This window comes from Lentimicrobiaceae bacterium, assembly GCA_023227965.1.
Taxonomy (GTDB): Bacteria; Bacteroidota; Bacteroidia; order Bacteroidales; family JALOCA01; genus JALOCA01.
This window is the reverse complement of the sequence record JALOCA010000001.1, coordinates 13,679-39,087: the sequence shown is the minus strand read 5'-3', so window position 1 is coordinate 39,087 and position 25,409 is coordinate 13,679. Positions and strand designations below refer to the sequence as shown.

The window sequence follows — 25,409 nt, the reverse complement described above, 5'->3', positions numbered from 1 at the left end:
CTATGCCAAAAATAATCGCCCGTTTTTTGTTATTAGTTGCATTTTTAGCCGGAATTGGTATTGCAAACGCCCAGCTTCCCGCTACTTTTACCCCCGATTCGGTGAAATTTATCCATGAACTGAATGCCTTTTTCGACCAGGTGAATCCGAATTTTAAACCTGAAGCCAAAAAATCGCTTAGAAAATTTACCGAAGCCTGGAATGGCGGAAAGATAACAGAAAACCAGCGTACCCGCGTGTACAACACCTCCAACCTCATGTTGAAAAATAGGATGAAAGCGTACCCGCAGTTTACAGAATATATATCATCCTATACGGCTCTGGTTATGAGCGGTCAGCCCGATAGCAGTATGGACGCATGGAACCGCGGGCTTGAAAGTACCATAAACAGCAAAAGCTACACGGCTTTTATGAATTACCTTGAGAGTACCCGCTTGCTGTCGAAAAATAAAAAAATATACAATGCAGGAAATATGCAATGGATTTGTCGTACCAATGCTTACTTTTATTCTTTCGACAGCCTGACCCGTGTTTACTTTCCTTCTCTCGATCTTGTCTGTATTACAAATAATGATAGCTCAGTTATTTATAAAACAAGCGGTGTTTTTTATCCAGGCAAGGATTTATGGGTAGGCAAGGGCGGTATGATTAATTGGAGCAGAGCCGGTTTGAAAGACGTGTATGCTGAACTGGATGTTTACAAACTAAACCTCAAACTTGCAAGTTTCACTGCGGATACAGTTCTTTTTAATTATCCGAAATTTTTTTCTAAGCCCCTTATAGGGAGCCTGACCGAAAAAATGTTATCCGGAAATACCGAAGAAAAAGCTACATTTCCCCGCTTTGTTTCGTACAAAAAAACGATAAGTATTTCCGGAATTTTTAAAGGTATTGATTATACCGGCGGCTTTACCATGGAAGGTGCGCGGATTGTTGGAAGCGGCACCTACGAAGAACCTGCAGTAATCACTTTTACCAGGAATGGCAAGCCTTTTGCCAGAGCCGGGTCAGAAAGGTTTATTATCCGAAGCGACAAAATTTTAGCCGATCATGCCTCCATTTCGTTATATTTTGAAAACGATTCCATCCATCATCCGGGTTTGGTGATGCGCTACAACGATATGCAAAAGCATCTTTCCTTTACCCGAAACGAAGACGGGCTTGCCATCAGTCCTTTTTTCGATTCGTTTCATAAAATGGATATGTATTTCGAATCCATGAATTGGAAAATGGATGAAAATAAAATTGACTTTGAAATGATTAAAGGCATAAAAAAAACCGGTGAAGCCGCCTTTGAATCTTCAAACTATTTTTCTGAGCCCCGTTTCGACAAATTACAGGGCATTGACGAAGTAAATCCACTTTATTCTTTGTATAAATTTTCGGAAGCAACTGGAACTACCGAGTTTTATGGATACGAACTTAGCGACTACCTGAAAAAACCTCATGTACAGGTGCAGGGTATGCTTATTCAGCTAACGGGGAAAGGGTTCCTTATTTATAACAGTGAATCGGATAGGGTGAGCTTAAAGCCCCGTATGTTTAATTACCTGAAAGCGAAAACTAAAAAAACGGATTATGATGTAATACGGTTTTATTCGGTTGTAAATAACCAGCCCAATGCTACGCTTTCAATGGATAATTTCGATCTGATTATTCGTGGTGTGCCCGAAGTACAACTCAGTGATTCGCAACGGGTATTTATTTATCCTGTGAACGAGCAGATTACCCTTAAAAAAAACAGGGATTTTATTTTTACCGGACGTGTACATGCCGGGTATTTTGATTTTTTTGCCCATGAATGCTCTTTCGAATACGATAAATTCAAACTTAATTTGCCCACGATTGACTCTCTTAGTTTTACCGTACATGATACCGTAAAAAATAAAGAAGGTGAATATCCCCTTGTCAAAGTAAAAACGGTAATTGCTGACCTGAGCGGAGACTTGCTCATTGATAATCCCAATAACAAATCCAGCGTAAAATCTTATCCTATTTACCCTGTATTTAACAGTAAAACCGAATCTTACGCATATTATAACCGAAAAAATATTCAAAATGGCGTATATAATAAGGACAAATTTTATTACCATGTAAACCCGTTTACTATTGATAGCCTTGCCAATTTTACTACCGATGGACTTGAATTTAACGGGTTCCTTGTGTCGGCGGATATTTTCCCCGACATCGTAGAACCTTTAAAAGTACAGAAAGATTTTTCGTTGGGATTTTTTAAAGAAACACCTCCAGAAGGGCTTCCGGTTTATGATGGCAAAGGTATATTTTACTCAAAAATAACTCTGAGCAATGAAGGGTTGAAGGGAAACGGAACTTTGAAATTTTTAGGTTCGGTAAGTGAAGCAACTCCATATATCTTTTTCCCCGATTCGACTAATGCACAGATTAAAAAATTTAACCTCGACCCGCATCCTTCAGAAGTGGAATATCCCCTGGCGAGAGCTACCAATGCTTTCTTCCATTGGCAACCCTATTCCGATAGAATGACCATTACTTCAATAAAAGCTAAGCCTATAGTTGTTTATAACGACAGTACTCTTCTGAACGGAAGCATTCATTTGTCATCAACCGGATTAAGCGGAAAAGGAACACTCAGTTTTAACGATGCGGAAATGGAATCGAAACGATTTGTTTTTAAGCACCATACATTCGATTCTGATACTACTGATTTCCGGTTGAAAACAATTGACCTGAACGAATTGGCTTTTACAACCCATATTTACAAAGCTCATATTGATTTTGAAAAACGCAGGGGAGAATTTAGAAATACCGGAACAGGCTCAAAAGTGGAATTCCCGGTAAATCAGTATATTTGTTTTATGGACCAACTCGATTGGCTGATGGATAAAAGCGAAGTGGAACTTATCAACAACTTTAGCGAAAGGATACAGGGAATTGACAATATGTCGCCCGCTCAACTGGCAGATGCTAACCTGAAGGGCTCTGAATTCATTTCCACACATCCTAATCAGGATTCTTTGTCATTTTATTGTTTCAGAGCTCGTTACAACTTAAAGGATAATATTATTTTTGCAGAAGATGTGAAACTGATCAGGGTTGCCGATGTTGCTATTTTCCCCGCCCGCGGACAGGTAACCATTCTCAAAAAAGCAAAAATGAAGGAACTAAAAGATGCCCTTGTTCTTGCAAACCGCACTACAAAATACCATACCATTTACAATGCCGATGTATCCGTTTATTCCCGTATGCGTTATAAAGCCAAGGGCTATTCCGATTATGTTGACGAAAACCAGCAGGCACAGCCCGTTTTATTTACCGAAATATTTTACGATAGCATTACAAAACAAACCGTAGGTATTGCAAATGTCAGCGATTCTGCACATTTTACGCTCAGCAACGATTTCGACTTTGCCGGGAAAATACATCTTAATGCGGCAAGCGAAACATTTACTTTCGATGGAGGCTTCCGTATCAAACACGATTGCTCGTCATCAGGACAGCAATGGGTAAAATTCATTGCGAAAATTAACCCTAAAAATATCCAGATTCCTTTACAATACCCACTAACCAATTTAAAAGGGGAAAGATTGAATACTTCGGTGATGTTTTCGGAGACCGAAGGCACGATTTATCCCCGGTTTTTTGCATTCGCCGGGGCTTATCCTGACTCCGTTCTTTTTACTACATCAGGTACGCTTACTTTTGATAAATCATTCAATGAATATCGCCTTGCGGCACCCGAACGGCTCGAAAATCCTGCTGCCGGTGGAAATTATATGAGTTTTAATCGCGAAAGATGTATTTTGTATGGCGAAGGGCCCCAACAGCTTTTATCCGATCTGGCACAGGTAAAAATCAGGAATTTCGGAAGAATCCGCAATTTTACCATAGCCGATTCAACGGCTGTGGAAAGTATGATGTCGCTCGACTTCTTCTTTGCCGATAATGCCTTAAAAAAAATGCAAAATGACCTCGAATCGGCAAATCTTAACGGTTTGAATCTTACAGCTAGCCTTACTGCAAAAGGAATTGCTACGTTCATAGGAAAAGAGGAAGCGCAAAAGGTTCTTAACGACATCTCCCTTTTTGGCAGTATTAAAAAAATGCCGCAGGGACTTAATCATACTTTGTTACTTACTGATCTTCATTTTACCTGGAATCCGGCAATACGTTCCTTTGTATCCGCAGGTTCCATAGGCATCATGAATATAGGCAAAGTATCAGTAAACAAATACGTAAACGGGTATATCGAACTCGGAAGACGTCGTACAGGGGATGTTTTTACAATTTATCTTGAAATCAGCCCTTCGATTTGGTATTTCTTTAGTTATTCTAACTCAGTGATGCAGGCGCTGTCGTCGAACAACGATTTTAATGAAATCATTTCCGGCATTAAAGAAGTAAAACGGACGCTGAAATCAAAAAATGCTGAAGAGCCTTATCTTTATATCATCTCTACACCCGAAAAGAGAATACAATTTCTCAGAAAAATGCAGGCAATTGAAAAATAACTTATTTTTTAAGTAACTGCAATATAATAGGGTACTTGGAAGTTTCTGGAAATTAAAAATTTTTTCAAAAATTTCTTTTTAGGAAGTATAACAAATTACTTAGCCGTTCCTTAAAAAATTGATTTTCAAGTAGGAAAATAGAATAAACGCTGCGGAAAAAGCAAGCGGAAAATAAAACGCAAAAACTCCTCTTCGAGTTTTTCCTGACTTCCGTACATTTTAAAAAAGCTCAAGAAACTCATCTGTAAATACTATAAGATCAATGTCATTACGATAAATAAGAACATGATTTTGGGTGTTAATTTTACGTTTTACCTTTGTTTTTATGTTTGTAAGAAAGATAATCCCAAATCCGTCATTAGAAAGTACATCAAATTATCAGAGTTTAAATGACGAATCTGGGATAATTACAACTTTATTTTCTTTTTTGAAGTGGTTTACCTAACTATCACTTTAGTAGTCTCTACGGTGCTCCCGGTTTCTAATTTCAACAGGTAAACACCTGGCGTTAGTTTTTCTGTAGCATTCCAGTTTATCTGATGATTTCCTTTTTCCATCGTTTTTTCCAGCAAAACATCTGTTAATTGTCCGTTGATGTTATAAACCGAAAGCTTTACGTTTAAGTTTTGTGTAAGATTAAAAGATATAATGCTGTTATCGTTCACAGGGTTAGGATAAATTTGTAATGTCGTTTCTCCGTTATGGATTTTATTTTCATTGATCCCTACACCATCTGGTTTTACTAAAAATGCAGGGTGCCAGATCTGAGCAGAGGCATTGCCAGAAGAATCTATTGCTTCAATCTTTATATCGAAAAAAACAGAGTCTGTAACGTTTGCGATGGCTTGGCTAAGATTGCTTACAAAATAATTACCATAAACTAATGAATCGAATAAAGAATGTTGTTCAATTAAAGGTAGCTCTATCCATTCTATGGAATTATACGATTTATAATAAGAATGAACTGAATTTATTCCCTCTTTAATCCGTAATTTTGAATCATTATTTAAATTTTTATTTGTTGCTTTTTTAGCATCACCTCCTCCAGATGGTAAAGGAAAGTCAGAAATCGTAAATTCCATTGTGGCATATTTTCCAGATGTCAGTAATTCACTAATTTTATGATCTTCTGTCAATATTTTAAAAGAGGTAAATTTCGGAGAATTTGCATCCGGCATATCTAGATTAAAATCCATTCGAAGTGATATATTACCAGCCATTTTGTCAAGAACATAATTTGTGTTTTCAATGTTTAAGGTATAAATTCCTCCTTCTGAAGGGAAATATGGCTCAAATTTAAAGGCAGTATCATTGATAATTATTTGGTCGTTATGTAATAAAGAATAAGTACTCCTGTAGATGTCCGTTTTTCGTTGTTCTCCATACTGTCCTTTAAACTCAATATCAGGAAGTATCATATAATTTCCAGAGAGGTTATTCAATCCGCTTACAGAGATAAAAGGGGCATTAAAGCCTAATTTCCTTAAATCATTATTCTGAGATACATAATCAGCCGGAAATGGAGGATAAAAATTACTCAATGCAACCGAATTTCCCTCGTAAACATAATTATGCTGAGGCGTTACCATCATCCAATGATCATAATCATCAATATCTTCCCAAAACGTAAAACCGCCTCCCATCGAGCAACGGTCTTCTTCATTGATGTTATTATTTAAATACATTTTTATTGTATCTGAACCATTATAAACAAATCCGGTCTGGGTATCATCACGAAGTCCAATGGAAGCAGGACTTCCATCTTCTTCTTTAAAAAGCCATCCAGTCATAGTATTAATATACATATCACTGGCAGCGGGGGAAGGTCTGAGAACATAATTAGCAATATTATAAGAATCAGGATCGTTTATTAAAATAGTATCTGCTGAAATTCCCTGTAGTTTTGGGAAAGACATAAGATAAACTTTTTCGTCGTTTATTATTACTTGGCCACATTTTAAGTTATATTGCGAATCTGTTTCAGATGCAAGTATATAATTTAACGGATAATCATTATAAGACATGGCTAACCATTCTTGATTTAAATTTTGAGGAAACTCAAGGATAAAAATAAAATCATTATTATCAAGTGATATCAATGGTTGATTGTTTTCATCTCGTCCTTCAAAAAAAATTGTATCAGTAGCATAGTTGTTGAAGTATAAAATTGTATCAATGTTTCTGTCAATTATAAAATTATGTAAAATAATGTTTGCAAATACAGGACTGGAAGATTGTAAAACAATATCATAAATACCTTCCGGTAATACGGTTTCCGAAAAAAATAATGTGTCAAAATTCCATCTGTCAAAATAGTATGTACCTTCACTACTTGTTAATGCGTTACTTTTAGGAAAGAAATCACAGCTTAATTTAACTATATATGATTCTTTACTGCTTTTTACACTATTTAGTTTATAAGAATTATCATTACATTTTTTATAGCCATCAACAGATATATTTGAAACACTATGGTTGTTAAAAAAGTTAGCCTGGGCGACTTTACCATTTGATTTTTTTAGAAATAAAGTAGTATTTCCGGTTAAATCATTAGTTTCTGTATATGTTTGGGCTTTTAATGCTGGCCCATATAAGCATAATAAAAAAAATATTATAATATTAATACCAAGATAAAAAAAATATTTCATATGTATATGTTATTTAAATAATTAATAAAACTTGTTATGATTAAAAATTATATAATGGCATGGGCCTCTTATGCAGATAAAGTTTTGTAACGAATATCGGTAATATTTCATAATCTATTAATATTTTTAATAAAATTCATCATTATTAAAATGATTCATTTCAGAATTTAAATCGAAAACCAAAAATATTTGGAATTATTTAAATATGGAATTATTTGAACTTAGCACATACATAGCAAAACACATATATAAGCACCTTAGCAAATAAAATTTTTTGATTTTATAAATACCATATAACTAAGTATTTATTATTGATTGAGTGCCATAGCAATGGGCAGACATACAACAATAAATAGCTTATTAGTGTAATTTCAGTAGGAAGATCTACGAATCAGCCTATAGTTAACAAATGATCTGTTAAGCTAATATTTTGGTTAGTTATACCTAATTTTTTTCTGATTCTTGCACGATCAACCTCAACAGAAGATTCTGATTTAAAAAGTATGGTAGCAATGTCTTTTGTTGACATATTAAGTCGTAATAAGAGGCATATTTTTATTTCTGCAGGAGTAAGGACCGGGCAAACATTTTTTAATGCATTAAAATAAATTTCATTTTCATTTTTAAAACGGATTTCAAACTCTTCCCATATTTTTTTATCTTGCTGATTTTTAAGCTGATTAATTAATTTATAAATATTCTTTTGATTATCTTCCGGCAATGAAGCAAGTTTTTCGTTTAGCTCTTTTAAAAATGAATTAATTTGTTCAGAATCTTTGGTTTGTTCCATAAGAATAACGGAAAGTTCTTTTTTCTTTACTCCTATTTGAGCATTCAAATTCTGTTTTTCCATAATTATTTGCTTATGACGAAGTTTTGCCCATTTGACAAAATAGATAATAAACAATATCAAAACAATAAGTAATATGCAAAGAATAAGTACAAATCTCCGGGATATTTTAAGCTGTGATTGCTGAATTTGTTGTTCTACCAGTATTTTCTTGCGATATTTTTCATATATTTCCTGAATTTCCAGGCTCTTTGCAATAGATTCATTTTTATCCTTTGCGTCTTTTTCCCGTAATTCCAGATATTTGTTATTGTAATCATAGGCCTTTTGTAGATTTCCATATCTATAGGCAATGGTAGACAGTTCCTTATATCCTTCAAGTGTCAAATCTTTTAAACCATACTTTTTTGCAAAATCCACACCTTGTAAGTAATAAAGACCGGCTAAATTTAAATCAGATTTTTGTTGGGCTATATTTCCAAGATCATAAGATGCAGATACAAACCTAAAATTATCTTTGGCTTGGAATGCAATTTCTTTGGCTTTATTCAGATAATATATTGCTGAATCAAACTTTTTTTGGTTTGAAAACATTTCTCCTTTTATTTCATAAATTGCGGCTAAAACCATTAAACTAGGTACTTTCTTTAGTAAAGCAATAGAACGGTTAAGATATATATTAGCAGAATCGTAAGAGCTATTATACACCATAAACATTCCCATGTTCTGATAATCTGCACATAGACTTCTATAACTCTTGGTTTTTTCTTCATATTTGATGACTTTTCTGAGATATTTTATTGCGTTATCATAATCTGCAAGTTGATAAAACTGCAGACTTAACAATGAATTACATTTTGACATCCAATGTTCATCTTTTAATGTTTCATATATCTTATAGGCCCGGAAAATAGCTTGGCAAGCTTCATAATAATTATCTGCCTTATAGTTTAAAAAACCTTCTGATAGATTTAAAAAAGCATATAACTTGGGTACACAAAGTCCGTCATAAGCAAGGTAGCCTTTTTCAAGGCAGTTATAAGCATTATTTATTTCTCCTTTTTCTGCATTATTAATTGTTAATTCGGCATATGCTAGAGTCATACCATATTTACTATTTTCAGACCTGGACTGTAGTAACATACGATTAAGAATAATTTCTGCTGAATCAAGGTTTTTATGAAAATAGTTAACAGACAATCTGAAACATGAATCATAGTATTTTTTGTTATATGGTTCTTTTTTACCGGATACATATGACTCATTATTTTTATCAAGTATTATTATCTTATTTTCAACAGTATAGCTATAGTTACTTTTTACTGAATTTTTGTTATTATCCCCTGATATATTTAATTCTATTAAAAAATAAACTGTTAATGAGATTACTATTATTATAATCAAGAATATAAATGTATATTTTTTAATCATATAATAAAGTTATAAGTTTTTATTAACCAGTGTATAGTAATAAATTATGGCAGTTATTCTAATCTTCTAGGGTAGAAAAATCCAAGTACAAAGTTAAAATTTAATATGTATTAAGACCAGTTGTGTATTGCATGAAATTTTGTGAATAATTTTTCATGTTATTATGAATACAGGTAAATCAGGCCAACAATACCTACCCTGAAGGTTTTTAACTTGCCTGGCGGATGAATTTATCCTGTTAGGGCAAATGTTTTGTATTAAAGATGCAAAGCAGGCATAGTGAAAAAACTTTGTCCTACAGGCATAGACTTTATAAGATATAAAATGAGACAGGATAGTTATAAAAATAAGATGGTTATATTGTAAAAAGTAAAGAGCCAAGCCCACTGCCTCATTACCATTAATTGACCCATTAAAAAACTATCCTTCTCAACTACTTGGTTTCCGTATTGTTGGTAATAATTTCTGAAAGTTTACTATCTGAGAAACGATGCTTGAGATTGTCGTACACTTCCTTGGCTCTCAGAACACCTTGTTTAGAGGCCATCTTTACTACATTGGGAAAAAGCAGTGCCGCCTGAAGAACTTTCTGTGCCATCATATTGGCAATATCTTCCAATTATTACACCATAAGGATACGATACTTCAAATTATCAAAGTTTAAATACGGATCCGGGTTTAAGTTATTGTCCCAGTTTTTCAGCTTCCGCTATCTATGTTTCAGGGCATTTCTACCAATTCTGTTAAGTTGCTAAAAACGTATTTTCTACCACTGAAAAAAAAGGTCTCACGGTGGAGGTTCCTTTTCAATCAAATAATCCCAAATCCGTCATTAGAAAGTACATCAAATTATCAGAGTTTAAATGACAAATCTGGGATAATTACAACTTTATTTTCTTTTTTGAAGTGGTTTACTTAACTATCACTTTAGTAGTCTCTACGGTGTTCCCGGTTTCTAATTTTAACAGATAGACACCTGGCATTAGTTTTTCTGTAGCATTCCAGTTTATTCGATGATTTCCTTTTTCCATCATTTTATCCAGCAAAACATTTGTTAATTGTCCGTTGATGTTATAAACCGAAAGCTTTACGTTTAAGTTTTGTGTAAGAATGAATGACCCTGGGGCAAGCCCCGAGGAATTCTTTTGATTAAAAATGTCTCTTTTTTTCTTTACAACACATAGATTTTTTTAAACGAATGATGAGTTTCAACTGAAATGTCATGCAACAGATTTAAAATGATGAAAATATCCCTCTCAGGGTTTCAATCCCCAACAAGGCTATCCCATATCGGATTCAGAAAAAAATAATTTCTATTCAGAAAATGGCAAAATCCATTTAAAATGGGCACAAATCCATTTAAGATAAAGCTAAATCCATTCAAAATGTTCTAAAATCTATTTCAAATCTGCCACTATGTCTTTGTGAACATCCAAAACCTATTCAGATGTTCTAAAATTGATTCAAAATCATCTTAAATCTATTCAAAATGTTCTAAATACTATTGACAAATTCCAAAATCAATTTGAACAGTTCTAAAATCAATTGACAAATTTTAAAACCTATTTGAACAGTTTTAAAATCAATTTGAAATGTTTTAATATCTATTCACTTATTCCAAAACCTATTTGAAATCTGCCACTATGTCTTTATAAACATCCAAAACCTATTCAAAATGTTTCAAAATGAATTCAAGATGAGCCAAAATCCATTCAAGATAAGGCTAAATATATCCAAGATGATGTAAAATGGATTTAAAGAAACATCAAAGGCACAATAAATAAAAAAAACGCCCAAACTGCCTCTACTTTTTCTTTGTTTCAAAGCCCTTCACTATCTCTTCGGGCGATTTTCCCAACAGTTCAATAGCAGCCTTTGCATCGTCGGCAAATTCACTTTCAGGATATTTTTGCAGAAATTCAAAATACTTATCTTTAGCCCTTCCTAACTGACCCAATGAGTTTTCACAGATAAAAGCCTGCAAAAACAAACATTCGGACAAATTTTTAAAAGAAGGATATTTTTGCATCAGGGTATCGAGCAGGTTGACCGCATCTTCGGCACGGTGGATGTTCATATAAACCTTTGCGGCACGAAGAAGGTATTCGGGTGCAAGGCTGTCGTGCGCATTGGCGCGCGAAAAAGCGATATATTTCTCCGAAAGTTCATTTCCTTTCGAAACAATCAGTTGTCCGCTACTGTCGTTTCGTAACACTTTTTCCAGGTCGGCTATTTCGTTGTTCATTTTATCTTTCTGTGAGCTACAGGCTGCTATTATAAAAGCCATTGCGGCAATAATCAAAACCCACTGGAAATTTTTTTTATACATAGTAATTTTTTTATCTGTATTTTTTCTTTTGTAAAGGAAATATCATCCGGTACGAAACTTTTATCAGCCCCTTTGAGATGTCGCTGAGCTTGCGTTGCAATATCATTTTTTTAATAGAAGGCAGTTTATCAACAAACAAAATGCCTTCCAGATGGTCATATTCATGCTGTATGATCCGTGCAACATTACCATCAAATTCTTCTTCATGGGATTGAAATTTTTCATCCTGGTACCGGAGTCGCAAATTAGGCTTGCGTAGTATATTTTCATGGATATCGGGTATGCTCAGGCAACCTTCGTTCATTGATAATTCTTCTCCCCATTCCTCTATAATAGAGGGATTGATAAGCACTTTGCGAAAGTCTTTCAGATGGGGATATTTTTCGCTGTACGGCGAAGCATCAAGCACAATCAAACGAATAGAAAGGTTAACCTGGGGTGCAGCCAGTCCTACTCCGTCAGAAAGATGCATAGTGTCGAACATATTAGCAATAAGCTGTTCAAGTTCCGGGTAGTCGGGAGTAATGTCCAGCGCTTTCTTTCGTAATATCGGGTGTCCGAAGGCTACAATGGGTAATATCATATTTTATACTTTATTTTTTATTTATTAAATTTTTCATGTATTTCCATGTACGACTGCAACAATATGGTAGCGCTTATCCTGTCAACCAAAGCCTTATTCTGCCGGTCTTTTTTTTTCAGCCCGGCATCAATCATGGTTTGAAATGCCATTTTCGATGTAAATCGTTCGTCCATTTCAGCAATTGCTATTTCAGGAAAATTTTTATGCAACTGTTTAACAAATGGAATGATGTATTTAACCGATTCGGAAGGCTTATTGTTCATTTGTTTAGGCATTCCCACTACAAAAAGTTCTACCTTTTCCATCATACAGTAATTTTTCAAAAAATCCATCAATCCGGCAGTTGCAATGGTATCAAGAGCATTAGCAACCAATTGCATTTCGTCAGTTACGGCTATGCCGCAACGTTTTTGTCCGTAGTCAATAGCAAGTATTCGTGCCAAAATTATGGTTTTAGTGGCGCAAAAGTATAAAATAACCATCGAAAATAGGTCAGGTGGCAATTTCTTTTTAATTTTGGACAGGATAAGTAACACAAGCATGGAAAACCTCACTCCACTGATAGAAGCCGCCTGGAACGACAGTAAATTATTGAAAAATAAAGAAATACTTTCGGCTATATCTTCTGTCATCGAGCAACTTGACAAAGGATTGTTACGGGTGGCAGAGCCTGTAAACGGAGGCTGGAAGGTAAACGAATGGATAAAAAAAGCGATAATCCTGTACTTTCCCACCCGGAAAATGGAAACCTCAAATTCCGGTTTGCTCGAGTTTCACGATAAAATACCATTGAAAACTGGTTATGCAGATTTAGGTGTTCGTGTGGTTCCGCATGCCATAGCCCGTTACGGAGCTTACATTGCCCCTGGCGTGGTGATGATGCCTTCGTACGTAAACATCGGCGCTTACGTTGACAAAGGGACAATGATAGATACCTGGGCAACGGTGGGCTCCTGTGCGCAAATCGGTAAAAACGTACACCTGAGCGGCGGAGTAGGTATTGGTGGTGTACTGGAACCAATTCAGGCTACTCCCGTCATTATTGAAGACGACTGTTTTATTGGCTCGCGTTGCATCATAGTAGAAGGTGTGCACATAGAAAAAGAAGCTGTTCTTGGAGCCAATGTGGTGATAACCTCCTCCACAAAAATTATTGACGTTACCGGTAACACCCCTGTGGAATACAAAAATATTGTACCCTCACGTTCGGTTGTCATTCCCGGTTCGTTCACCAAAAAGTATCCTGCCGGCGAGTTTCAGGTACCTGCCGCTCTCATCATCGGACAGCGAAAACCTTCCACCGATCTGAAAACATCTCTCAATAATGCCCTTCGCGAGTTCAGTGTAGCCGTGTAAAACCTGTAATATTGCAAAAAATACTCATCATACAAACTGCCTCTATAGGCGACGTTATCCTTGCAACACCTGTGCTGGAAGCCCTTCATTCACGTTTTCCGGAAGCCGGGATTGACTTTTTACTGAAAAAAGGAATTGAAAACGTTTTTAGGGGACATCCTTTTTTACACGAAGTAATTATCTGGGATAAATCTAAAAAAAAATACCGTAATCTGTATTCAGTGTTCCGGAAGATACGGAAAAACAAATATACCCTCATCGTTAATATTCAGCGTTTTGCAGCATCGGGTTTTCTTACCGCATTTTCCAGAAGCCGGGTATCAGTAGGTTTTGATAAAAATCCTTTTTCAGAATTTTTTTCCATAAAAGTAAAACACAACATTTTGGAAGGGGGAAATACCCTGCACGAAACCGAAAGGAATCTGCTTTTGGTTGAAAGTTTCACTGGTAAAACACAATTCTCTATACGTTTATACCCTACTCCGCAAGATGTTGAAAACGTAAAAACATATCGGCAGACACCTTATATCTGTATTGCTCCAGCGTCGCTCTGGTTCACCAAGCAATTTCCCGCCGGGAAATGGATACAGTTTGTCCGCAGCCTGAATAATACCTACATGATATATCTACTCGGGTCAAAAAGCGATTACACTTTGTGCGAATCAATCATTACTGACAATCCGGATAGCAAAATCGTAAACCTTGCCGGCAAACTGAGTTTTTTGCAATCGGCGGCATTAATGCAAAATGCAGTTATGAATTATGTTAACGATTCAGCGCCCCTGCACCTGGCTTCTGCCGTTAACGCCAATGTCGCAGCTATTTTTTGTTCTACTATACCTGGATTTGGCTTCGGTCCACTTTCGCAGAATTCCGTAGTTATTGAGACACAACAAAAATTACCTTGTCGCCCTTGTGGATTACACGGTAAAAAACAATGTCCCGAAGGTCATTTCAACTGTGCTGAAACTATCGAAATTGAACAACTATTACAACAATTGCCATGCACACCAAAGAAATAAACCTCGAAGTAAGCAATTCACTTCAGGTGCTTGAAACCGGTGGAACATTGCTTTATCCTTGCGATACCATATGGGGAATTGGCTGTGATGCTACCAACCCCATAGCCGTTGAAAGAATTTTCCGCCTTAAAAGAAGAAGCGAAAGCAAAAGCCTTATTATCCTTCTCGACCATTTTGATAAACTTGCAAACTACATCACCCACGTGCCCTCTATTACTTACGATCTTACCAACCAGGTGGACGAGCCCTTAACCATTGTCTATGACGGAGCAAAAAACTTAGCCTCCAACGTTATTGCAGCAGACGGAACCATCGCAATCCGCATCATAAAACACGAATTTTGCCAGTCGCTTATCCGTCGTTTCGGGAAACCCATTGTTTCCACCTCTGCCAACCTTAGCACCGAACCACCTCCTGCCCTGTTCAGCCAGGTTTCCGATTCTATAAAAAAAGGAGTGAATTACATAGTTAACCTCCAGCAGAGCAACATTAACAGGACAAAACCATCTAAAATTATCCGTTTGTATTCCAATGGAAACTACAACATAATACGGGAATAAAACATCATTTTTAAGGTGAAAGAAATACAGTTACAACAACTATTCCATACATGGAGCGGACAATATGCCGAAACCATCACCCTGCTCCCAGCCTCAGGCTCCAACAGGAAATATTATCGTATTACGGCAGGAACCGTTTTGGCTATCGGAGCATACAATCCTGACAATAAGGAAAATATTGCATTTACAGCATTTACAAATCATTTCCGGAAATTAAATCTGCCTGTCCCGGAACTGTATGCCGATAACCGGGAAGAAAATATTTATCTCATCCAGGACCTGGGCGATACAACATTATTTTCTCTGCTTCCCACATTGAAGAAAAACCCGCAGACGTTACAAGACATCTATAAAAAAGTCATCGAAGCCCTTATCGGTTTTCAAATAAAAGGAGCCTGTGGTTTTGATTTCTCACTGTGTTATCCCCGTCATGCCTTCGACAGACAAAGTATGATGTGGGATCTCAATTATTTCAAATACTATTACCTGAAACCCTCCGGCATCCCTTTTGACGAACAATTACTTGAAGAAGACTTTTGCAAACTGTGCAATTATCTGCTTACAATCCCGGGAGAATTTTTCCTGTACCGCGATTTTCAATCACGAAATATTATGGTGCAAAATGATAAATTATTTTTTATTGATTATCAGGGAGGACGTAAAGGAGCACTGCCTTACGACCTTGCTTCACTACTGTACGATGCCAAAGCCGATTTGTCCGACGGACTGCGAAAAGAACTTTTAGCATTTTATATTGAGCACCTTACCAAGCATCTGGCTATATCCGAAAACAAGTTTGAACAGAGATTTTATGCTTTTGTCCTCATCCGCATCATGCAGGCTATGGGAAGTTACGGATTTCGTGGCTTTTTTGAACGCAAAACCCTTTTCCTGCAAAGCGTGCCCTATGCCAAACGTAACCTGCAGCAATTGCTTAGCGATGACAAATTTCCTTTGTTCCTGCCCTATTTGCGTCAGATAATTGAAAAAATCAGCAGCGACGTACATATTGAAAAAGCAGGTTCCAAAAGCCTGAAAGTGCACATCAACAGTTTTTCCTACAAAAAAGGCATTCCAGCCGATGCTACCGGTAATGGAGGTGGTTTCGTTTTCGATTGCAGGGCATTGCCCAACCCCGGAAGATACGACGAATATAAAGCCCTGACGGGAAACGACCAGCCAGTGATAAACTTTCTTGAAAAGCTGCCAGAAGTAACTGACTTTCTCCAGAATGTATTTACCATTGTAGATCAAAGCATTGATGCCTACATGCACAGAAGGTTTGAAAATCTGATGGTAAATTTTGGCTGCACTGGCGGGCAGCATCGCTCCGTTTATTGTGCCAAGCAACTCGAAATACACCTTTTGCAAAAATACGCTATTACCGTAATTTTACACCATGAGTAAAACCCTGCACAAAAAAATGCCCGTTAAAAAGATGAATTAAATACCATGTTTGATATTGAACCTTACCGGATAAACCAAAAAATTATGTGGGATACTGCCCTGCAGATTCAGAAAGATTTTGGAAAATATGATCTTGAAATACATTTTGCAGGCGAAACATATTTTGCATACTCCGAGCTTTACCAACAGCTTTGCATGCAACTTGCCAATTTGGTCGCCTGCGATTTCGGAAGGGTGATGTCACTGCTTTACCAGATTGATGTGGATGAAAACGCATTTTCAGAAGCAGAAAAAAACTTTCCGGATTTCCAAAAACACGAAATAATGGCTGAACTTATCATCCGTCGTGAAATGCAAAAAGTTGTAACCCGTATGTATTTCAGCCAGCAAAATTCAAACAAGCAATAACCTGATTAATAATTAGCAACCTCATGAAAGCCATGCTCCTTGCTGCCGGTCTGGGTACACGCCTGCAACCGCTTACCCTTACCAAACCCAAAGCCCTGATAGAAATCGGAGGCATTAGCCTGCTCGAACGTGCCATTCTCAACCTGGCAAATTATGGGGTGGATGCAATTATTATAAACATACACCATTTTGGCAAACAGGTTATTGAGTTTATCGAAAACAAAAAATTTCCGGGAGTGCAGATTGCCATTTCCGATGAGCGAAACCAGTTGCTTGATACTGGCGGAGGTTTACTCAATGCCTCATGGTTTTTCACTGGCAACGAACCTTTCATACTTCACAATGTTGATATAATAACATCTATAAACTTAGATAAACTCATAGATTTTCACGTAAAACATAGCCCGATTGCCACCCTTGCCGTTCAGCAACGCATTTCTTCAAGGTATTTTCATTCAAATGCCAACGGCGAGTTGTGTGGATGGGAAAACGTACGTAATCATCATATAAAAACAATTACTTCCAAGAGTCCGGTTATTAAAAAATTAGCTTTCAGCGGTATCCACGTACTTTCTCCTGCGATTTTTCCATTGATTAGCGAAACCGGAACTTTTTCAATTATTGATACATACTTACGTCTTGCCGAAGATTATTCTATCCGCCTTTACGACCATACAGGCGACGATTTTTTTGATGTGGGTAAGTTTGAGCAGCTCAAAGAAATTGAATCAAAAATAAACGAAAAAAGTAAAGGTTTGTAAAATAGCACACCGCTTTTTTATATTTATCTTCTCTTGCATTAGTTCAGAATTCTTTTGCATTTTTAATGAAAACAAAAGAGGCTTGCCATTTGTTAATTAAAAATATAACATACGGCAATATGAACACAAATAAAACATTAGACATTCTTAAAACGGCAATTTTATTAGAACGCAGGGGAAAAGCATTTTATGAACAGGTGGCTGCAGGTACCAAAGATGAAAACACAAAGAAATTCTTCGGATTGATGGCGGAAGAAGAGCAAAGTCATGTAGAATTTCTGTCGCGGCAATACAATTCTATTTCCAAAGGTGGAAAATTTGAAAAGCCCGTTCCTAACGGTAGTGAGCAGGAGCCCGAACAAGTACTTACTGATGCTATCAAAAAAAACATTAGTGCGGCAGGATTTGAAGCGGCAGCTATTTCCGCAGCTATTGACATGGAAACCCGTGCCATAGAAATCTATTCAAAAAGAGCAGCCGAAACAACCGACCCTCACGAAAAAGAAATGTATCTCTTTTTAGCTGAATGGGAAAAAGGACATCATAAAATTCTGCACGAATTGGATGAAGAACTGAAGGAAAAAATATGGTTCGACAATCAGTTCTGGCCGTTTTGATTGTTAATTTTTCAGACATTACAATGCCGGCAGTGAATAGGCATCATCTAAAAATTAAAAATTTCGGCTGGCTACAAAAAAAATTAAAATTCGTCGCCTGAATAATTAATTTCGAACCGAAGAGAGTCATTAACCGGGGCAAGACTATCAGCCGGCAGAAGTATTAATTTTGCAGGCCCGGTAAGCTCAACATCGGGAACAAGTTCGTCATGCTCCTGCTGTGTAATCATCTCTCTTCGCAGCATTTTACCGGAAAGCAACTTATAATAACCCTGCAGGTATTCCTTAAGGTGCCCGAACTCATCAAAAGTATATTTAAACGATTTGGGTCTCGGAATAATGGCAGCCAGGTAAATGGCTTCCGAAAGCGTAAGTTGTCCGACGTCTTTATTGAAATAATACTGTGCGGCTTCCTGTGCGCCATAAATCAGGGGACCCCATTCAATAATATTGAGATATACCTCAAACATTCTGTCCTTCAGACATAATCCGTTATTTTCTATCAGCCAAACAATTAAAGCTTCCTCAACTTTTCGGACAATGGTTTTATTACGGGTTAGAAATACATTTTTCACCAATTGCATGGAAATAGTGCTACCTCCGCGGGCAAAACGTTTTTGTTTGATATTGGTAGCGATAGATTTGCGGATAGCATCGGGAATAAAGCCCCTGTGGTAATAAAATTCACCATCTTCCGACAGCATAACGGCATCTTTCAGGTAAGAAGGCATCTGATCCAGTGTACGAAATTCGGGGTTTTCAGCACCTACGGCAAAAGTTTTTACAGGTACTCCCCTTTCATATGCCGTATAGGGAAAAGAAGAGTTGATATATGTAAAATTAGTGTTACCAAAACTTTCAATATGAAAATCATGTCGGTTGAGTGCCGAATTGAAAATAACGGAATCCGGCTGGGTTAAATCAACAAAAAAATCAAGGTTATACGACAAACCTCCCGAGGTGCGTATGCCTTCCAGGTTAGTAAAAAGCCCCCTGGGCAAGGAAGAAAACAAATCCTGAGCGGGAAACTCCTTTTTGTGAATTTTAAGGGTAATTTGCCGGGTAGGTTGTAATTGTAACTTAATATAAGGATTAAAATTCAGTTGGTTAAAAATAACATGGGTTGCGCTGTCCAGTTCAAAATAATTTTTCCCCACATTCACTATCCCGCTAAGCGACATATGCTGAAAAAATACCTTTTCGGTGGAAATGCGATCGTTCAAAATCTCAAGTCCTTTTACTGAGGAAGTATTTTCAAAAGTAAAAATATGATTACTATACTTTTTTTCAGTAAGCATGAATTCAAGGGTGTCAAAAGCCACTTCGGCTTTCCATTTATGCTGCAGATAAGGTATTACCACCTTGCCGGCACCCAAACTGTACCATTTAAAATGAGCAATTCTTTCGCCTGCATCCAACTTTCCCTCAACAATCCACCGGCTTTGGTAGCCTTCCTCCCTTACCCAAACCGGAACTTTAAACATCCTGTTGTTGATCGAAAAATTTTCAACCTGCAAACTCACTTCGTAATTACCCACAACTGACGACACATTGAAATTTTTTATTTTCATTGTCGAAGGAATCTTATCAAAAGCAGCTTCAAAAAGCCGGTAAAACCGCAGGTCATAATTTCTGGCGGGAATAAATTTTTTCGTTGTATCTGCTTTTTTAGGCTTACCCAATAGAAAGGAATAATTGGTAATGGAATCGTGCCTTATCAGGGTAAGATAAGTATCTTCCATTTCAAATTTATGGAAAGCTATCCTGCCAAGCAGTAGCTTCCACACACTTAATCGAAATTGGAGGTGTTTAATTTTTAATAAAGTATCGCCATGAAGTGGACGTAAACTGATATTTTGCAATTCGAACTGTGAAAGTAGTTTCCATTCCATCTTACCCACCATAAGTTCGGCATTATACCGTTTGTTAAAGGAATTTATCTTTCGTTCCGCAACAAAACGTATCAGCGGATTCCGAAAAATAAACAGGAAAATGAATAAGCAGGCAACAACCAACAGACCAATTTTTAATGTTTTAAAAATAAGTTTCCGGTTCCGGGCGACAAATACAACCAGGCTGTTAAGTTTCTTCATCTGCTAAATATTAATTCCGACCTTGCAACGTTTTATCTTTGCAAAGATACATTGAAAAAGTTTTTACCTTCGCTGATAAAACATTCCTTACTTGAAAAAAGTCATCGTATCGGTTACCAATGATTTAGTTACTGACCGTCGGGTGGATAAAACCTGCCAGACCCTCCTGAAATCAGGATTTGATGTTACGTTGGCAGGCAGACGCAAAACCGACAGTCTTACCCTCGAAAAGCGTAACTATCGCACCCACAGATTTCGGTTACTTTTTGAAAAAGGTCCGTTCTTTTATGCTGAATATAACATCCGGCTCTTTTTCTATCTGCTATCACAAAAAGTACAATTATTGGTATCCAATGATTTGGATACTTTACTTCCTAATTTTCTTGTCAGCAAACTGAAGCGTATTCCTCTTGTGTACGACAGCCATGAATATTATACACAAACCCCGGAGCTGGTTCACCGCAAAAGGGTGCAGCAGGTGTGGAAAAGAATAGAAAAATGGATTTTTCCCCGTTTAACAGATATTATCACGGTAAATGAATCTATTGCCGGACTGTACCGTAACGAATATAAAAAAAAAATAAAGGTTATACGAAACATTCCGCCGCAATTGAAACCTGTCGTTTTGAAAAGCAAACAGGAATTGGGTATTCCTGAAAATAAAAAAATTATTTTGCTGCAAGGTGCCGGCATCAACATGCAAAGGGGAGCCGAGGAAGCTGTAGAAGCCATGCAATATGTTGAAAATGCTATTCTTCTTATTATTGGAGGTGGCGATGTTATTGAAAAATTAAAAGAGCAGGTGCAGAAGCTGAAATTACAGGATAAAGTGCTTTTTATCCCCAAGCAGCCTCTTGACAGTTTGATACACTATACTTTGCATGCCGACATTGGGCTTACTTTGGATAAGGATACTAATATCAACTATCGTTTCAGCCTGCCCAATAAATTGTTCGATTATATCCATGCCGGGGTTCCAGTGCTTGCATCGCGACTTCCCGAAATAGAAAAAATCATTAGCAACTATCATATCGGAACATTCATCGAAAATCATGAGCCTACGCATATTGCCGAAAAAATTAACTTTATGCTCACAAATACAGAAGAATACCAGAGATGGAAAAATAATCTGCCCAAAGCTGCCCATAATTTAAACTGGGAAGAGGAAGAAAAAATTGCAATGGAAATATACGCAAAATATAAGTAGTGGAAGATACTTACTTACATATTGTTTCATTTACCATACCTTACCCCGCTAATTACGGAGGAGTGATTGATGTATTTTACAAACTAAAAGCCCTCAAAGCTGCTGGGGTTAAAACCATTTTGCATTGTTTCTCCTATGATCGTACACATTCCGAAGAATTGAATGACTGGTGCTACAAGTTGTATTATTATCCACGAAACACCTCAGTTTTTACGGCTTTCCATTATCGCCCCTATATCGTAAACAGTAGATTATCAGATGCATTGTTAAATAATTTACTTAAAGACGATCACCCGATACTTTTCGAGGGAATGCACTCCTGCTTTTTTATAAGCCATCCTTTACTGCAAAAAAGAAAAAAAATTTACAGGGAAAGTAACATAGAACATATTTACTATTACTATTTGTTCAAGGCAGAAAAAAATGCGATCAAGAAACTATTTTTAATTACAGAAAGCATTAAATTAAGATTATACCAGAAAACACTCCGCCATGCCTGCTTGATGCTCGCCGTATCCGAAAACGATACGATGTACCTTCGAAAGAAATTTCCCGGTTCACAAGTCGAGCATCTTCCCAGTTTTCACCCCAATGAACAGTTTAACAACATACCTGGAAAAGGAAAATATGTCCTGTACCATGGAAACCTTACCGTTTCCGAAAATTATAGGGCGGTTACTTTTCTTATTAAAAATGTTTTTGCCAATACTTCCATCCCTTTTATTGTAGCTGGTCTAAATCCCCCGGAATTTTTACAAAAATTAGCAGCCAGACATTCTAATGTTCAAATGGTTGCCAATCCTACAGATGAAACCATGTTTACATTGATAAAGGATGCTCATATAAATATCCTGATAACTTTCCAGGCTACAGGCTTAAAACTTAAGCTATTGAACACTCTCTACAATGGGCGGTTCGTGCTGGTAAACGCCGCTATGATTTCCGGAACCGGGCTGAGTTCGCTGTGTTACCTTGCAGAAACCGGTGCACAAATGCTTGAAAAGCTGGAAATACTGTTTGCCAAAGAATTTGATAATTCAGAAATAGCCAAAAGGGAAAAGTTGCTTGGAGCAAAATATTCCAACGAAAAGAATGCCGGAAGGCTCATCGGATGGGTTTACCGGTAAAAATTCCGGGATTACTGCGGTATTACCTTGCTGTACTCACATCTGAGTGTACGGGCAGGAAATTTCTCGAACAATGTATAATTATGTGTAGCCATCATCACAGCCCTGCCGTTTTTACTAATGGCAACAAGCAAATCCATAATACCTTCCGAGGTTTCAGGATCAAGATTTCCGGTAGGCTCATCGGCAAGAATAACTTCCGGTTCGTTGATCAACGCCCTTGCAATGGCAACGCGTTGCTGTTCGCCTCCCGACAACTGGTGAGGCATTTTAAATCCTTTATTTTCGAGTCCAACCTTTTCAAGCACTTCATTCATACGATGTTTCATCATCGTTTGGTCATCCCAGCCAGTAGCTTTCATCACAAACTCAAGGTTTTTATTTACTGTCCGGTCGGTGAGCAGTTGAAAATCCTGAAAAACTATCCCTAGCTTTCGGCGCAAAAAAGGTATTTCCTTGGGTGTTATCAGCTTCAGATTATACTCAGCAACCACAGCATGCCCATCCACAACCGGTAAGTCAGCGTAAAGCGTACGTAGCAGGCTGCTTTTCCCTGTACCTGTTTTTCCAATAAGATAAACGAATTCGCCTTTATTTACAATAAAGGTTACCCCGGTTAATATCATAACATTTTTTTGATAAACCGACAGGTTTTCGAGTTGAATGATGGGTATATTTTCCATTTTAACTATTCAATTATTAATTTACCCGAGGCAGAGGTTCCTGAAATTGTATACAAATACATTCCGGGAGAAAATCCGGAAGTGTCAATTATCAAATTGTCGAAATTGTTATCAATATGGTAAGTTTTAACAACTCTGCCCTGACCGTCAGTCAGTATAAGCTCGCCTTCAGGCTTAGCATCAGGAAAATGGTAACTGATTTTTGTATAGTTACGCGCAGGATTAGGGCAAGCATTCAATAATACTTCATTTTTACCAGAATTTAAAGGAATATCTACCGGAAATATTTCCCCCGGAAGCGAATAAACTTTAGTTTGCTGATTTACCGGTGTAACAGAATAATCATAAATATAAGCGAGGAGCTTAGCGTGTAAATCCTCGCATTCAACAGCATAAGCCATTACAGCCCCGGGAATTGTTAATAGTGTGTTACCTTCTTCATTCCCGACCTTAGTTTCATACACAACGTTTGTAGTAGTGATGTAATATGAATAAGTAAACTCAACAAGATTATCTAAATTAAACAAAGTTTCCGAAATATTTTGCACCGTATTGAACGTATATCCGGAAGGAATATCCAGAGCAATAGATTTCCACAAGGAATGATCGGTATTATACAGTTTTAATGTGTTATTTTGGGTATTAAACACCGAGTATTTATAACCTGATATAGCTAAGTTTACAACGTTTGCATAACCTAAATAGGTATGTTCGAGTACTATTTGAGCCCTAAGTGCCAAGGAAAGGAACAAAATGGATGAAAGTAAGACAATCTTTTTTACAAGCATATGATTTTTAATATTCAAGTTGATAAATTCTGCCATAAGGCAGATCATGAATAATTTCCGAAATTTGGTCGTACCAACCTACCATGTTGCATCCGGTAAGCGCTTTCAGAGTATTTTCGGGACAAAAATAGGCTACAAGGGTAAAGTTAGTATCCCTTAGCTGAACATATTCAGGAATGCGGGAACTGCCGCAGTTTTTCAATATATACATAAATCCCTCTCAATAAGACGGCAAACGTAGAATAATTTTTGCTTTTGTGCAAGAACTTGTAACGCTAAAAAAAACATTATTTTTTTTGTGAGAAACAACACCCGATAAATAGTTAAAAACTGTTTACAATTTTCACAAAATCATCAGCTTTCAGAGATGCACCGCCAATCAGTCCTCCGTCTACATCGGTTTGCGAAAAAAGAGAAGCCGCATTTGATGGGTTGCAACTGCCTCCATACAGTATGACTGTGTCTTCCGCTATTTTTTCTCCAAATTTTTCAGCTACCAGTTTGCGGACGTAGGCATGTATCTCCTGCGCCTGCTCGGGGCTTGCATTAACACCGGTACCAATCGCCCACACGGGTTCATAAGCCAGAATTATTTTAGAAAACTCTTCAGAAGAAAGGTGAAATACAGTATTTTCGAGTTGCGATTTTATTATTTCAAAATGCATGGCTGCTTCACGCTGGGAAAGTATTTCTCCAAAACAAAAAATTGGATAAATATCATTTTTTAAAGCCGACAACACCTTTGCATATAAAAAAGCATCGTCTTCATGGAAATAAGTTCTGCGTTCAGAATGTCCTATGATAACATAATCCACATCAAGTGAACGCAGCATAGTTGCCGAAATTTCTCCAGTATAAGCCCCATAATCTTTATCATGTATGTTTTGTGCCCCCACAAAAAATTTCCCATCCATTGCAATATCCACTGCCAGTTCGAGGTAAGGAAATGGAATACACAGGATTACTTCAGCTTTTTGTTCCGGCAAGTTATTCAAGGCTTCATCAATTTCAAAAATTAAATCTTCGGCTTCAGTGAAGGTTTTATGCATTTTCCAATTGCCTGCAACAATTTTTTTTCTCATTTTTTTTCAGGTATATGTATTAAAAAT

The 25,409-nt window shown here is 37.0% G+C and carries 21 protein-coding genes; 10 read left to right on the top strand and 11 right to left on the bottom strand.

What is annotated here, in order from left to right:
• Window positions 1–2 precede the first annotated feature (2 nt).
• Window positions 3–4,490, top strand: a complete 4,488-nt coding sequence (locus M0R21_00155) for a hypothetical protein (GenBank protein ID MCK9616228.1) — start codon at window positions 3–5, stop codon at window positions 4,488–4,490.
• A 437-nt stretch (window positions 4,491–4,927) separates the two neighbouring features.
• Here M0R21_00155 and M0R21_00150 read toward each other — a convergent pair whose 3' ends face one another.
• From M0R21_00150 to ruvX, 6 genes are all read right to left on the bottom strand, one after another.
• Entirely contained in the window at window positions 4,928–7,138 is a 2,211-nt protein-coding gene (locus tag M0R21_00150) for a T9SS type A sorting domain-containing protein (GenBank protein ID MCK9616227.1), read from the bottom strand.
• A gap of 391 nt (window positions 7,139–7,529) precedes the next feature.
• Entirely contained in the window at window positions 7,530–9,359 is a 1,830-nt protein-coding gene (locus M0R21_00145) for a helix-turn-helix transcriptional regulator (GenBank protein ID MCK9616226.1), read from the bottom strand.
• A gap of 433 nt (window positions 9,360–9,792) precedes the next feature.
• Window positions 9,793–9,957: a hypothetical protein gene (locus M0R21_00140; protein MCK9616225.1), complete on the bottom strand. Its 165-nt coding sequence runs from the start codon at window positions 9,955–9,957 to the stop codon at window positions 9,793–9,795.
• 1,206 nt (window positions 9,958–11,163) lie between these two features.
• A complete protein-coding gene (locus M0R21_00135) occupies window positions 11,164–11,688 on the bottom strand; it encodes a hypothetical protein (GenBank protein ID MCK9616224.1) in 525 nt (174 codons plus the stop codon).
• 10 nt (window positions 11,689–11,698) lie between these two features.
• Complete coding sequence (gene def, locus M0R21_00130; protein ID MCK9616223.1) at window positions 11,699–12,271, bottom strand: peptide deformylase; 573 nt, start codon at window positions 12,269–12,271, stop codon at window positions 11,699–11,701.
• Window positions 12,272–12,288: 17 nt separating this feature from the next.
• The gene (gene ruvX, locus M0R21_00125; GenBank protein ID MCK9616222.1) at window positions 12,289–12,714 is read right to left on the bottom strand and encodes a Holliday junction resolvase RuvX; all 426 of its coding nucleotides are present in this window, start codon (window positions 12,712–12,714) and stop codon (window positions 12,289–12,291) included.
• Between the two features lie 97 nt (window positions 12,715–12,811).
• On the opposite strand from ruvX, the gene M0R21_00120 reads away from it, so the two are divergent.
• The 7 genes from M0R21_00120 to M0R21_00090 all read left to right on the top strand — a co-directional run bounded on the left by M0R21_00120 (window position 12,812) and on the right by M0R21_00090 (window position 18,402).
• A complete protein-coding gene (locus M0R21_00120) occupies window positions 12,812–13,627 on the top strand; it encodes a 2,3,4,5-tetrahydropyridine-2,6-dicarboxylate N-succinyltransferase (GenBank protein MCK9616221.1) in 816 nt (271 codons plus the stop codon).
• An 11-nt stretch (window positions 13,628–13,638) separates the two neighbouring features.
• The gene (locus tag M0R21_00115) at window positions 13,639–14,649 is read left to right on the top strand and encodes a glycosyltransferase family 9 protein (GenBank protein MCK9616220.1); all 1,011 of its coding nucleotides are present in this window, start codon (window positions 13,639–13,641) and stop codon (window positions 14,647–14,649) included.
• Window positions 14,631–15,209: an L-threonylcarbamoyladenylate synthase gene (locus M0R21_00110; protein ID MCK9616219.1), complete on the top strand. Its 579-nt coding sequence runs from the start codon at window positions 14,631–14,633 to the stop codon at window positions 15,207–15,209. Before M0R21_00115 ends, M0R21_00110 begins: the two co-directional genes overlap by 19 nt.
• 15 nt (window positions 15,210–15,224) lie before the next feature.
• A complete protein-coding gene (locus tag M0R21_00105) occupies window positions 15,225–16,616 on the top strand; it encodes a phosphotransferase (GenBank protein MCK9616218.1) in 1,392 nt (463 codons plus the stop codon).
• A gap of 45 nt (window positions 16,617–16,661) precedes the next feature.
• Window positions 16,662–17,024, top strand: coding sequence for a hypothetical protein (locus M0R21_00100; GenBank protein MCK9616217.1), 363 nt, complete (start codon window positions 16,662–16,664; stop codon window positions 17,022–17,024).
• A 23-nt stretch (window positions 17,025–17,047) separates the two neighbouring features.
• On the top strand, window positions 17,048–17,785 hold the full coding sequence (locus tag M0R21_00095) for a sugar phosphate nucleotidyltransferase (GenBank protein ID MCK9616216.1): 738 nt from the start codon (window positions 17,048–17,050) through the stop codon (window positions 17,783–17,785).
• Between the two features lie 119 nt (window positions 17,786–17,904).
• The gene (locus tag M0R21_00090; GenBank protein ID MCK9616215.1) at window positions 17,905–18,402 is read left to right on the top strand and encodes a ferritin family protein; all 498 of its coding nucleotides are present in this window, start codon (window positions 17,905–17,907) and stop codon (window positions 18,400–18,402) included.
• A gap of 83 nt (window positions 18,403–18,485) precedes the next feature.
• Here M0R21_00090 and M0R21_00085 read toward each other — a convergent pair whose 3' ends face one another.
• Window positions 18,486–20,495, bottom strand: coding sequence for a transglycosylase domain-containing protein (locus M0R21_00085; GenBank protein ID MCK9616214.1), 2,010 nt, complete (start codon window positions 20,493–20,495; stop codon window positions 18,486–18,488).
• Window positions 20,496–20,586: 91 nt separating this feature from the next.
• On the opposite strand from M0R21_00085, the gene M0R21_00080 reads away from it, so the two are divergent.
• On the top strand, window positions 20,587–21,702 hold the full coding sequence (locus tag M0R21_00080; protein MCK9616213.1) for a glycosyltransferase: 1,116 nt from the start codon (window positions 20,587–20,589) through the stop codon (window positions 21,700–21,702).
• Window positions 21,702–22,829 carry a glycosyltransferase family 1 protein gene (locus M0R21_00075; GenBank protein MCK9616212.1) on the top strand — a complete coding sequence of 376 codons (1,128 nt, stop codon included), beginning with the start codon at window positions 21,702–21,704 and terminating at the stop codon, window positions 22,827–22,829. Before M0R21_00080 ends, M0R21_00075 begins: the two co-directional genes overlap by 1 nt.
• A gap of 11 nt (window positions 22,830–22,840) precedes the next feature.
• On the opposite strand, the gene M0R21_00070 is transcribed toward M0R21_00075, so the two are convergent.
• The 4 genes from M0R21_00070 to tpiA form a co-directional block, all read right to left on the bottom strand.
• Window positions 22,841–23,512 carry an ATP-binding cassette domain-containing protein gene (locus M0R21_00070; protein MCK9616211.1) on the bottom strand — a complete coding sequence of 224 codons (672 nt, stop codon included), beginning with the start codon at window positions 23,510–23,512 and terminating at the stop codon, window positions 22,841–22,843.
• A gap of 5 nt (window positions 23,513–23,517) precedes the next feature.
• Window positions 23,518–24,300, bottom strand: a complete 783-nt coding sequence (locus tag M0R21_00065; GenBank protein MCK9616210.1) for a T9SS type A sorting domain-containing protein — start codon at window positions 24,298–24,300, stop codon at window positions 23,518–23,520.
• A gap of 7 nt (window positions 24,301–24,307) precedes the next feature.
• Window positions 24,308–24,511: a hypothetical protein gene (locus M0R21_00060; GenBank protein ID MCK9616209.1), complete on the bottom strand. Its 204-nt coding sequence runs from the start codon at window positions 24,509–24,511 to the stop codon at window positions 24,308–24,310.
• Window positions 24,512–24,623: 112 nt separating this feature from the next.
• Complete coding sequence (tpiA, locus tag M0R21_00055) at window positions 24,624–25,382, bottom strand: triose-phosphate isomerase (GenBank protein ID MCK9616208.1); 759 nt, start codon at window positions 25,380–25,382, stop codon at window positions 24,624–24,626.
• Window positions 25,383–25,409 lie beyond the last annotated feature (27 nt).